The following is a 12,188-nucleotide window of genomic DNA, read 5'->3' as shown; positions in this document are numbered from 1 at the left end:
GGCCCACGCGCAACGCATCATCGCTCCACCAGGTCGTGCATCGGCAGGCCATGCTCGCGACAGTGGCGCTCGTATTCCGCCAGTTGCGTGCTCGCCGAGGCCCGCGCCCGCACGCTGCCTCCCGGGCCGACGAATTCGACCGTGCCCATGACAATCACCAACGCGACCATGGTTTCGTCGCCGACGATCTTCCACCAGTCGGTGTTGCCCGGCGGTTCGTAGACGTAGTCGCCGGGACCGATGACTTCGCCCGTGCACAGCTTGCGGCTGCCTGCGAGGTTGTAGGCGTGGATCTCGCCGGTATGTCGATGCAGCGGCATCACCACGCCAGGTTCCATGCGCAGCAATTCGACGAACCCGCGATCGTCGGCCAGGAAACGCAACGGCTTGGAGGACTTGCCCGGAGTCGCGGAAGGTATCCAGGGCAAGTCGGCGGTGGTGCTGAACCGCGCGGGCAGATAATCGATCAGGGCATCGAAGGCGGTAGGCATGGAGGGATTCCTTCGGTTGTCTCAGTTAGAAACGGCGGCTAGATAGCGGTCGAAGGAGGCGTCCACGGCCGCATGCGCATCGCCGATGATGTTGCGTCCCCAGGTGTAGCCGAACACATCCTCGAACCCGTATTCCTTTAGACGCGAACGCATACCGCTCACGTCGCTGGGCTTCATCGGTATGTAGTTGGGATAGCTGTACATGAAAGTGACGTGGCGTCGATCGAGCACGACCTGCAATGCATCACCAGGGAATAACGCGCCACCAGCGCGGGGACCGTCCCTCCAGTGGAGAGCCGTGCTGCCTGGGAAATGCCCGCCGCAGCGGATCAACGTGACCGCATCGGACAATTTGCGTTCATCGCCGCTCCAGTATTCGATCCTAGGCGAGGACCTTTGCACCCATTCCCTGTCCGCTTCATGCAACAGGATCGGCACGCCGCCCAGCGCTTCGCTCCACTCCACCATGGACGAATAGAAGTGCGGGTGAGAGATGACGATACGGTCTACGCCGCCGCGCGCGTTCAAGGCAGCGACCGCCTCGTCGGTCACCAGGCTGACGCACTCCCAGAGCAAGTTGCCGGCGTCGGTGGGCAACAGAATCGCCCGCTGCGGGATCGCGAAGTCCGGTGCAAGGCCGATGCCCAGCAGGCCGTCGTCGTCTTTCAGACGCAGCTGGTATCTGGCGACCAAAGCTTCATGGGTGGTCCAGGTCTGTCCTTTCCAGCCGACGTACTGGCGTTCGTCCTCGCATACCGGGCAATGCGAGGGTGGCTGGGCTGTCTCGGCGTATTGGGTGCCGCAGGTTTCACAGATGAACGAAGGCATGGCAGGGATCTCTTGGTTTCCGGAATTTCCTGGGGGGCTTTAAGGCTCGGACAGCGGCCTTCCTGGAGCCTTACCTTAGGAGTAATCTGGAGCCTAAATTGGTCCAGTTTATTGAAAGCTTATGGAGCCAGTATTTCCCTTCGCTTATCTACCCCCAGCCCGCGGACAAGGCACGACGCTAGTTCATGATCTGCACCAACAGCTGCGCTCGGCGATCCTCGACGGCCGCATGGCCGCAGGCTCGCCGCTGCCGTCCACGCGACAAGTGGCCGCCGCGCTCGGGGTGGCGCGCAATACGATGGTCACCGTCTACGACCTGTTGATCGCCGAGGGCTATGCGGTCCCACGTAAGGGGGCGAAGGCGTTGGTCGCCGATCTCGCTTCGCGACGCTCCTCGAAACCGTCGCCTTCTTTGCAGCCGCTGGAAGATCCTCGCCTTAGTCCCTTGTGGCGCGTACCGTTCCTGCGTCCGTCGCCAGCGCGCGATTTGCCCGAACGCAGTTTCCGCCTGGGCATACCCGACCATCGCCACTTTCCTCACGACATCTGGCGACGCCTGTCGGCGCAATCGCTGCGCGCGTGGTCGAAAACGGGTTTCAGTTACCCGCCCTCGGAGGGCATTCCCGCTCTGCGTGAGGCCATCGCCCGACATGTCGCGTTTGCGCGCGCGGTGGCCTGCTCCAGCGACGACGTGATCGTGACTTCCGGCGCGCAACAGGCCTTCGATCTGCTCGCGCGGATGCTGGTGGATCCTGGCCGGACCCGTGTGGCGGTGGAGGAGCCGGGCTATCCGCCGGTGCGCGCAGCGTTCGCCGCGGCCGGTGCGCAATTGGTGCCGATACCGGTCGACGATGAGGGTCTTTGTGTCGATCGGCTGCCGGACGATGTGCGCGTGGTCAGCGTGACGCCCTCGCACCAATCGCCGACCGGAGCGGCGCTGTCGCTGCGGCGACGCACCGCCCTGCTGGAATTCGCTCGCAGCCGCGGCGCGGTGATCATCGAGGACGACTACGACGGCGAATTCCGCTTCGGCGGGCGGCCGCTGGACGCATTGCAGACGCTGGACCGCGACGAACTGGTGTTCTACATCGGCACATTCTCCAAGAGCCTGTTTCCCTCTTTGCGCAAAGGCTTCGTGGTGGCGCCGCCGTGGGCGCGCGATGCGCTCATCGCGGTCAAGCACTGCGCCGATTCGCATTGCGACACGATCACCCAATCCGTGCTGGCGGCCTTCATTCGCGAGGGACATCTGGCGCGTCACGTGCGGCGGATGCGGCCGATCTACGCGGCACGGCGCGAAGCATTGCTCGACGGTCTGCGACAGCAACTGGGCGCGTGGCTGGAGCCGATCCCCTCCGAAGCCGGGCTCCATCTCGCCGCCCGCATCCGCGCGCCGGAACTGGCCGCGAAGATATTCTCGCAAGCGCGCCGGCATGTTCCTGGCGCGCAATCGATCGCCGAGTATTCGCTGACGCCTCCGGACCGGCCGGCGCTGGCTTTCGGTTATGGGGTGATCGATGTGGACGATATCGAAACGGCGTTATCGCGTTTTCGCCGTGCGCTTGAGGGATGATCGCCACTGCTTCCGCCCGCTTCAATTCTGCGGTCCATGCGGACGTCCGGTTAACGCGAAGCGTGCATTGATGGAAACCGCTTATCAACGATATACAGGGAGCCCGCGATGATTCAGCAAATCATTCTTGTCTTGACCTTTATAGCCGCCATCGGCTGCGGTGTGGTTGCGGGGATCTTCTTCGCTTTTTCTTCCTTCGTCATGGCCGCACTCGGCCGTCTTCCCGCCTCTCAAGGCATCGTCGCCATGCAGTCCATCAACGTCACCGTGATCAATCCGGGATTCATGCTGGCTTTGTTCGGCACGGCACTGCTGTGCCTGGCCCTGGCCGGCATGGCGTTTTTCTCATGGGGGCAACCAGGCAGCGCACTGATCGTTGCTGCCAGTCTGCTCTATCTTCTCAGCTGTATCGGCGTGACCATGGTTCGCAATGTCCCGCTCAACGATCTACTGGCCGCCGCGCAACCCGATGCGCCTGACGCGCATGCATTGTGGTCGAGATATCTACGCGAGTGGACGCTGTGGAACCATGTGCGGACGGTGGCGCCGGCGGCATCGGCAGTCCTATTCACCTTGGCATTGCTTTCGCGCTAAGGCGCCCGCCACATCGCGGCAGGCGGCCGAGCGAACTGTGGCGCGCCCAGACGGGCGCACGATCACCAGGTGATGCGCACGCCGACGTTGCCTTCAACGGTCTTGCGGTCCCTGCCCTCATCGTCCGCGTCGGCGGTGTAATCCAGCACCACATAAACGCTGGTATGCGCGTTGAACTGCGCGGCCACGCCGGCGCCCAGCTCCACCGCATCGAACGCCTGCTGCGTGCTGATCGCATCGGTGTTGAAGCGCACGCGGTCCTCACCGTCGAAGCCATGCCAGTAGTTGAGCTTCAGGTAGGGCTGCAGCAGACCTGCCGAGGTCTGGTAATCGGCCGACAAGCGCAGGCCGACGCGTCCAGTCAGCGCATTGTCGGAATCGAAAGCGACACTGGCGAATTCGTCCTGCTGGTCGTCGAAGGACGTGCGCTGCCATACCAATTGCGCCTGCGGTTCCAGCGACCAGCGCGAATCCTCGCCCCAGCGCATCGGATAACCGATCTCCACCGAAGCCGTCACAGCCTCGCCATCGAGATCGATGCCGAGGCCGCGCGACGAGTTCGCCTCACCGTCGTAGCGGCTGGCCACGATCACCGCATCCAGATACGCGCCACCGGCCCCGATGCGCGACCAATACAGGCCCAGATGCGTGTCGTCCAGACGCATCTCGCCCACCGTCAGGTTGTTCCAGCCCAAAGCGAAACCGCGCACGTCGCCATCGGCGCGCGTGCGTCCCACGAACAGGCCGAAGTGGTCGCGCCGTCCGTCCTCGGTTTCGCGAGCGAAGAGATCCAGTCCTGCCTGTACGCCCCAGAGCGTTCCATCGAAGGTCGGCGCCACCGTGCCCGTCCAGCTCTGTTCTGTGTTCTGGCCGATGATGCGGCCCCAGGCGGAACGCACTGCGCCTTTGCCCTGCAGCAGCGTCTGTTCGCCTTGGCGCTCATGGAAGGTGCCCAGCGTTGCCAACGCCAGTTGGTGGACGATGGGTGGCACCACCGCATAGGTGGGCGTTTCCACGCGGTAAAGCGGAATGACCGTGCCAGTCGCCGGCGTGGCGCCGGGTGTCGGCGGGGTCGGCAACGTCGGCGTCGGAACTGGCGCGGGATCCTCCGGTACCGGCGGAAGCGGCGGCGGTGGCGCAGGCGGTTCGGCGGGCGGCGGCGCTGTAGGTGGAGCCGGCGGCGGCGCAGGCGGTACCTCCGGATCAGGATTGTCCGGCACATCAGAAGGAGGCGGCAATGCCGGCGGCGGCGGCGCGGGCGGTTCCGGAGGCGTGGGCGGTATTGGGGGAGGTGTCGGCTCCAGCGGATCGGGGGACGGTGCGGGCGTTGGCGGTGGTGACGCCGGCGGGGTCACCAGCGTCGAGCGCAGGTACCAGTTTTCGGAGGTGCCGTCGGAGACGCCTCCCTTGAACAGGAAATATTCGAAAGCGCCCGCCGCCACCGGCGCCATCAATGCAAAAGCGCTGTTGCTGGAACTGGCGCCGTTGATGGCCTGGATCACCATGATGCCGTCGAGCACGGTCGAGCCGCCGCTGCCGTTGAGATTGACGATCTCCATCCCGGTGGTACCGCTGGCGGCGCCGCCGGAAATTATCAATCTGTCGGAAGGCGAACTGTCGTCGCCCAATTGTGTTTGCAGAAACAACGCCGCGTTGTCGCCGACGTAATTGCCCACGACGGTGAAGGTATCGGTAGCGCTGGCCGCGCCATTGGTCAAATCGATACGGCCCGCGTTGAACACGCTGGCCAATTGCCCGGTATTGAAGGCCAGGATCGACGCATTTGCGCCGTTGCCAGCGAACAACGTACTGCTGGCATCTACATTGAGCGTGCCGGTACCGCTGGCCGCATCGCCCAATATCAGATTATTGTCGAAGGTCAGTTCGGTATCGTCGCGCGCGTTGATGGTTTCCCAGTTGCCAAAGCGCGCCACGCCGCCGGTGGTGACGTTGTCGAAGGTCAGGCTGTCCACGCCGTTACCGCCGCTGAGCGACGGGGTCGCGCCAAGATGGGACTGGTTCAAGCTGCGCAGCGTGGCGGTATCCGTGCCTTCGCCCAGGTCGATCGCGCCGTAGATGACGCCACCGCCGTCCCAAGTGAAAGTATCGTTGCCCGCGCTGATACGCACTTCGCCGCGCACCGTGCCGCCAGTGACCGTCACGCTGTCGTTGCCGCCGCTGACGCTGATGTTGCCGCCGATGTAGCCGTTGGAAAGGCGGATGGTGTCGTTGCCGAAACCGGTGACCAGGTTGCCGTCGATGGTGCCGCCGGACATGTCGAAGACGTTGTCGTCCAGCTTCATGTCCACCCGGCCGATGCGGCCGCCGGTCATCGTTGCGCGATCGCCGTCTTCGAACGCGCCGACGATGCGCCCGCCGCTCATGGTGAAGGTGTCCAGATTATCGCCCTGCAGCAGCGCTCCGAGCTGGCCGCCAGCCATCAGGAAATCGTCGATGCCGCTGCCCTGTTGTACTGAGCCGGTGACCAGGCCATTCGCGCTGATCTCGAAGCGATCCAAGCCATCGCCCTGGTTTACCGCATCCAGGCGTCCACCAGTCGCTATGACGGTATCGTTGCCCGCGCCTTGTGTGACCGTACCGTTGATCTGGCCGTCCAGCATTTCCAGACGATCGTTGCCAGCGCCGAAGACGACTCCGGTCGTTTGGCCGGTGATGGTGCCGCGATTGATCAGGGTGCCGTTCGCGCTGCCGCTGAACAGTACGCCGTTACCGATCTGACTGGCGATGAGGCCGTTGTTGACGATGGTGTTGCTGGCACCGACAGCACCATCGATGCGGATGCCGGACGAGCCAGCGCCGCTGACGTTGATCGTTCCGCTATTGGTCAGCACGTTGCCATTGCCGTTGAGCGAGTACATGCCGTTGGCGTTGGCGCCGGTGGTGACGATGCTGCCGTCGACGCCATTGGTGAGCGTGTTGTTGCTGCCGTTGGTCTGGATGCCGTCCGACGCGCCGCCTGCGGTGACGATGGCGCCGGTATTGGTGACGGTATTGCCGCTGCCTTCGGCGAAGATGGCATCGAAGGTGTCGGCGGCACTCAAACCGATGCTGCCGTCGTTGTTCACCTGGCTCTGGTCGCGCACCTGCACGCCCGGGCCTGCGGCGATCTGCAGAATCGCGCCATCGACGATATTGACCGTCACGCCGGTGCTGCCTGCTACCGCTTGCACGCCGATGGTCTGCGGATTGGGAATGCCGGTGTCGCAGGTGACCGTCTGTCCCGAGACCGGCAGCGTTGCGTCGCAATCCGCGAACGCGGGAAACGCAGCGGCGCATCCCATGCCGCCGATGACGCCGACGCGTCCGTAATGCAGCAGCAAAGCGATGCAGGAAGACAAACGATGAGGCTTCGAAGTGGCCATAGCGACGTCCCCAAGTCCGATAAGGAATCCCACCAGACTAAGGCGGGCATCCAGCTTTACGTCTTGCAGTGCAACGACGACAACTGATGGATACCCCGGAACAACTTCCCGAGTCGCATCCCACCTATATGGTTTTAGTAAACCAGAATTTATTCGAGCACAAGTGAAATGGCAGGAATAAATCAATTCGCGCATAGCGTCCGCGCAAATTTCACTCGACGTTCACTCTCTTTAATAAGTGACGTGGTGTGTGTTTTGTTGTGCCTTTCGCAAGAGTTGGCGACGACTGCCGGTGCGATATCGGGAAGAAAATCCGGAGTTCTCAATGAAAAAACCCCGCGTACAGCGGGACTCTCTCGTCATATGGACGGATTGGTACCTTCCGCTTAGCAACAGCGATGTGATCGCTACGCTCGATCCATCCGCTAAGGCCTGCTTGCTTCCTCATTGCATTTTTTTGATCACACGTTGTCCGATGCGCAGACGGCGTCGCGTTGATTGAAAGTAAGCCTGTGATGGACGCTGGTTGGGAGGGGGAGATCCGCAGTGCAGGCATGCGGGGTGCGCGGCGTGCGGGATTCGCACGGCACGTGCCCTTCCCCTCAACATGCGCGGAGATTTTCGCATGACTCATGCTCTTGGACGCGTCGTCGCGGACGGACGCACTTTCACCCACAGCAGTGGACTCGACTTAACCCCTGGCGCCGGACCTTTGGGCGCACCACGATTCGTGTTCCTACACTTCGATTCGGTAGTGCTCAATGGCGGCGCGCGTTTGGAGGTGGCGCTGGGCTACGACACCGATGTGTTCACATCCGCTTCCGGCAGCGACTTCTGGTCGCGACCGGTCAATGCGATCAATACTCCGATCACGATGCGCATCGTAGGCGGTACCGGCAGCGCGCGATTGCTGGAATTCGGCAGCGGCGAACCCACACAAACCACCAACCCGCCAGGGACTTCGACCGGCAGCATCTCCAATCCCGATCCGTTCTTGAACAGCAATCCCTATCAGGAGCCGATCTACGAGACACGATTGAAATGCCACCCTACCTTCGAGTGGCGCAATGCTCGTTGCGCGTTGCCGACCGTGCCGGATGCGATTCGCGACAAAGTACGCGCCGCTACCGGAATTATCGTGGAGGCGCACGACTTCGACGCCGCCGGCCATGGCGGACACGTCAGCAGCTGCAGCGGCACCTTGATCGCAGGCGATCTGTTCTTGACCGCGCGCCATTGTCTGGTCGATTCGGCCGGTCGCGACGTGCGCAGCGCTTCGGTCACCTTCGACTACGAGACCAATTGCGATGGCAGCCGACCCGCGGCTCACAACCCGCGCTTCTTCAAAGTGGTGGAGGAAGTCGCTGCAGGTTCGGCCGCTAATGGTTCCAACCCGCCCAGCAGCAGCGACTGGGTGGTGGTGCGCCTGGATGCAGCGCCTGGCGAATTGCCGGCACCGCTGGAAATGCGCGATGCAGGGCTGATGTCCGGCGAAACCGTGTTCACCATGCACCATCCGACCGGGGCGGTGAAGAAAACCCAGGAAGGCGTGCATGGCGGCGGCACCAACGTGGTCGGATTCGATTATTGCGGCGGCAGTTCGGGTTCTTCACTGTTCGACAGCAGCGGACGTCTGGTCGGCGGCCCGCTCAGCGTCGGTCCGGTCGGCAACGCCTGCACGGTGACGTATGCGCCACTGGCCAACGTCAAGGCCGGTTTGAACAATCCACCGGTTCCGGCGGTGCCGTTGGACGTGATGATCGTATTCGACCGCTCCGGCAGCATGGCTAGCAGCGCGCCGCCGATCGGTCGCAGTAAGCTTGAAGAAGCGCAGGACGCGGCGTCGCTGTTCGTGCAACTGGTGCGCGAAGGCGCAGGCGACCGACTGGGCATGGTGACCTTCAGTTCCGCCGCAGGTCTGGACCGGCCGATGGGATTGGCGGCCACGGTGAAACCGCAGTTGGTGGGCCCTGCGCCCTTCACCAGCGGTCAGATCGGCGGTATCTCGCCGGGCGGCAACACCAGCATCGGTGCGGGGATCGGCATGGGCCAGCTGGGTTTCGGCTCGGGCTCCACCAACACCAAGGCCATGTTGCTGTTGACCGATGGCTTACAGAACACCGCGCCGATGATCGAAGAAGTGGAAGGCTTCCTCGGCAGCACCAAGCTCAACGTGATCGGCTTCGGTTCGGATGCGGATATCGACGGTCCGTTGCTCAACCGTGTCGCGCATCAGCACGGTGGTCATTTCACTCGCGCCTTGGATGGGCTGGGGCTGCGCAAATTCTTCGGCTTGAGCTTCGGCAACATCTTCGAGAACGGCGCGCTGGCCGATCCCGAACATGTGCTCGGCAAAAACCAGGTCGAATCGCAACCTCACGTATTCCAAGTCTGCGGCGAAGAACACATCACCGTGGTGCTGGGCTGGGACGACCTGCAGTCGCCGCTACGTGCGCGCGTCTACACGCCGGCCGGCAAGCTGGTGGCGGCCGGTAAGCGTGTGCGTGAAGTGCGCGGCCGCAGCTGGGTGTTTCTGAAGATTCCGTTGCCGTACGAGGGAGAACGCGACGGCGCCTGGAAGCTGATCGTCGATCGCGTGCCGCCTATCGTGATTGGCCTAAGCAAGCGCGCCGCGGCCGCGCGGGCAGCGGCTGCGCAATTCCCGAGCGATGTGCGCTATTTCTACCTAGTCACCGCCATCGGCGGCCCCAAGTTGAGCTATCTGGGCGCACCCCGGCATGTGTACACGGGCGATGTCCTGCATCCACGCGTCGGCCTGCACTACCCCAACGGCACCGTGCCGGCCGAGGCCGACGTGCAGTTGATCGTCGACGCGCCGACCATCGCGTTGGGACGTTTGACGATGGAAACGGGCTTGCGTCCGCCGATCACTTCCGGCGATGCGGTGGACGGTTTCCACGCCACTCTGAAGAGCATCGCCAGCAGCAACGGCGGTTCTTTGCCGGTGGGCACGACGAAGGTGCAACTGCCGATGTTCGACGACGGCGCGCACGACGACGGTGCTATGGAACCCGACGGTGTCTACAACCATCCCTTGAAGGACTTTACCCGCGCCGAAGGCACCTACACGTTCCGTGCGGTGGCCGCTTATGGGCAAGGATGCAGGGCGACGCGTGAGGTGCATTGGGCCGTGCATGTGGAACCGGGCATCGATCCGGACAACACCGATGTGACGCTGGTCGACGTGATCGATGTGGATGGGGGCCAACGCGGCACGCTGGTGCTGGTGCCTCACGACCGTTACGACAATCCGCTGGGGCCAGGACGCGGCGGTTGCTTTACTGTTGCGCCGCTACCCGGCGTGCAGGTGATGGGACCGGTCAAGGATGCTGGCGACGGCAGCTATACCGTAGTCGTGACGTGGGACCCCGATACCGCCACACCCGGTGTGATCGTGCAACAACCCGATCGGCCGCCGGTGCCGGTGGTGCCGGGCGGATATCCGTCGGGCGATTGCCGTCCTGATTGCAACGATGCGGCCGGCGACTTGCTCGATTGTCTGGGATTGCACGACCCCAACGTCAAGCGTGTACACGTCAAGAGTGTGTGCATCGAGGTGGATTTGGAGGATTCGGACTGCGAGCGTCCGTGCAAGAAGCCGGACGGCAAGCGTGGAAAACATGGAAAGCCACCGCGCGGATGCAAGGACGACAAAGGTTGCGGTTGCTAGGTGCCGCCGAAGCCAGCAAGCCCATCAAAGGCGCTGGGTTGGTGAAGCCAACTCAGCCTACGGCCCTCCTGGCCCCTTTTCTCACGCAGCGGGCCTAGAAACCAGGGTGTTAATTCCCTCCGTCCCTTTTAGTTCATTTCAGTCTTCAGAAAAGATACTCTGATCCTTGCCTACCAAAATACTCTCTACATAGTGCATGCAAAGAGATTTGCAGAATTTCTACATCACTCGTTCTAAAATTTCTATCTCCGCAAGAGTTTAACAACTTTTGCGCACAGCCTATAAATTCATCAATGAACTGCATGGCGTCAATTTCACCTGCTACGACTTCCACGTTTCGATTGGGTCCTTGAAGTCCTCTAACTACAAATCTATCAGGTGAAGATCTCCTTATTTCCACTACATAAGGACCATCCATGAAATCAATAAGCTCTTGATCACTGCTTTCTTTTAGCAACTTTTGCAATGCGTTCGCCCACCACCCAATAATAACGACCACAAAATCATTCCAATTGCTCATTGGAAATTCATATTCTCCAATCTTCAGCCAAATATTTGCCGTAATTGCATCACTTGAGCTTTTTCTCAACGTTTCGATATCTATCGCAAAAGATACCCTGTTCATCGCCCGACCACCGGATACGCAGTTTCAATCACATTGGTTGCCTTGTTTAACCACATTTCAACTTGCATACCTGTCTTAGTCATTCCCGATAGCAGCACTCGATCACCTTGCTGCCTAACAACAGCAGCAGAACCGTATGCCTGCTTAATTGCCGCCATGACGCCTTGCATATTATGGCCAACAAAAACGCTTTTTCCTCCTGTAAGCGCGCCTCCCGCCATGTGCCTTTCAGCGATATGCGCCATGTCAACGCTAACCCTACTCCAACCAGGCAAATTTATCGCTTTCGTGAGCCTGATCGCCATAATGCCGGCGTACGCCGAGTTTTCGCCAGGTAAAGCTAGCAAAATATCGTGTTCAATAGCCTCCCAGCAATTCCCACCGCACTGTGACCTTGAAAGATCATCCCAAGCGCTACTCTCTGAACTTCCCGATTGCACTTGAGGTGAAGGAAGAGCAGATGGAACAGTCGGATCGGTAGTTTTGCTTCGCCCATTCTGGGCTTGATGATTACGTGAGGCCGGAGCAGTTCCAAGATCGTCCATATCAAGTACCGCTATGCATCGCTTTGCTTGGCTTCCGCTGCAAAGAGCCTGTCGCCCATCCGGATCGGTAAATTTGTAGGGGTTGTTGTTGGCATACCAGTACCGGTTGAAGTTCGCACCCGTGACCGAGTCGGCTGTCACTGGATCGATGGACAGGAACCTTCCGATCATTGGATCGTAGTACCGCTGCTCCATATAAGTAAGCCCCGTGGCCGCGTCTTGCACATGCCCCGTGAACCCCGGCCCATCCGTCAGCGGCCGATTGATCAGCTGCCCATACGGCTCGTACACACTGCGCTCAATCACCGTGCCGGCGGCGTTGGTGACCGCAACCGGCGTACCCAGCGCATCGGTGTGGATGTATTCCACCACCGTCTGCGCATGCAGCCCAACCGCCATGCCCATCCACAGCGCGACCAGCGCAATCACCTTGACGATTCTAAGTTCCATGACGGCGC

General features: G+C 61.5%; 8 protein-coding genes. 3 read left to right on the top strand and 5 right to left on the bottom strand.

The window, feature by feature from the left end; all coding sequences use genetic code 11:
* Positions 1 to 17 precede the first annotated feature (17 nt).
* Together AC1DTQ_RS01745 and AC1DTQ_RS01740 are read right to left on the bottom strand one after the other, a co-directional pair.
* The gene (locus AC1DTQ_RS01745; protein WP_477847453.1) at positions 18 to 491 is read right to left on the bottom strand and encodes a cupin domain-containing protein; all 474 of its coding nucleotides are present in this window, start codon (positions 489 to 491) and stop codon (positions 18 to 20) included.
* Positions 492 to 512: 21 nt separating this feature from the next.
* Positions 513 to 1,319 carry an MBL fold metallo-hydrolase gene (locus AC1DTQ_RS01740; protein ID WP_477847452.1) on the bottom strand — a complete coding sequence of 269 codons (807 nt, stop codon included), beginning with the start codon at positions 1,317 to 1,319 and terminating at the stop codon, positions 513 to 515.
* A 121-nt stretch (positions 1,320 to 1,440) separates the two neighbouring features.
* On the opposite strand from AC1DTQ_RS01740, the gene pdxR reads away from it, so the two are divergent.
* Together pdxR and AC1DTQ_RS01730 are read left to right on the top strand one after the other, a co-directional pair.
* Positions 1,441 to 2,892 (top strand): MocR-like pyridoxine biosynthesis transcription factor PdxR, encoded by a 1,452-nt coding sequence (pdxR, locus tag AC1DTQ_RS01735; RefSeq protein ID WP_477847451.1) that lies wholly within the window; start codon positions 1,441 to 1,443, stop codon positions 2,890 to 2,892.
* A gap of 108 nt (positions 2,893 to 3,000) precedes the next feature.
* Positions 3,001 to 3,486: an anthrone oxygenase family protein gene (locus tag AC1DTQ_RS01730; RefSeq protein WP_477847450.1), complete on the top strand. Its 486-nt coding sequence runs from the start codon at positions 3,001 to 3,003 to the stop codon at positions 3,484 to 3,486.
* Positions 3,487 to 3,548: 62 nt separating this feature from the next.
* Here the strand turns inward: AC1DTQ_RS01730 and AC1DTQ_RS01725 are convergent, their stop codons facing one another.
* Entirely contained in the window at positions 3,549 to 6,869 is a 3,321-nt protein-coding gene (locus AC1DTQ_RS01725; protein ID WP_477847448.1) for an autotransporter family protein, read from the bottom strand.
* A 625-nt stretch (positions 6,870 to 7,494) separates the two neighbouring features.
* Here AC1DTQ_RS01725 and AC1DTQ_RS01720 point away from each other — a divergent pair.
* Entirely contained in the window at positions 7,495 to 10,560 is a 3,066-nt protein-coding gene (locus AC1DTQ_RS01720; RefSeq protein ID WP_477847447.1) for a trypsin-like peptidase domain-containing protein, read from the top strand.
* 145 nt (positions 10,561 to 10,705) lie between these two features.
* On the opposite strand, the gene AC1DTQ_RS01715 is transcribed toward AC1DTQ_RS01720, so the two are convergent.
* Positions 10,706 to 11,185, bottom strand: a complete 480-nt coding sequence (locus tag AC1DTQ_RS01715; protein WP_477847445.1) for a hypothetical protein — start codon at positions 11,183 to 11,185, stop codon at positions 10,706 to 10,708.
* Entirely contained in the window at positions 11,182 to 12,180 is a 999-nt protein-coding gene (locus tag AC1DTQ_RS01710) for an RHS repeat domain-containing protein (RefSeq protein WP_477847444.1), read from the bottom strand. The genes AC1DTQ_RS01715 and AC1DTQ_RS01710 overlap by 4 nt, the downstream gene beginning before the upstream one ends.
* Between the last annotated feature and the right edge of the window lie 8 nt (positions 12,181 to 12,188).

It is taken from the genome of Pseudoxanthomonas sp. P4_B2 (assembly GCF_056402315.1).
The sequence above is the reverse complement of the archived record's forward strand: the minus strand, read 5'-3'. Positions and strand labels throughout refer to the sequence as shown.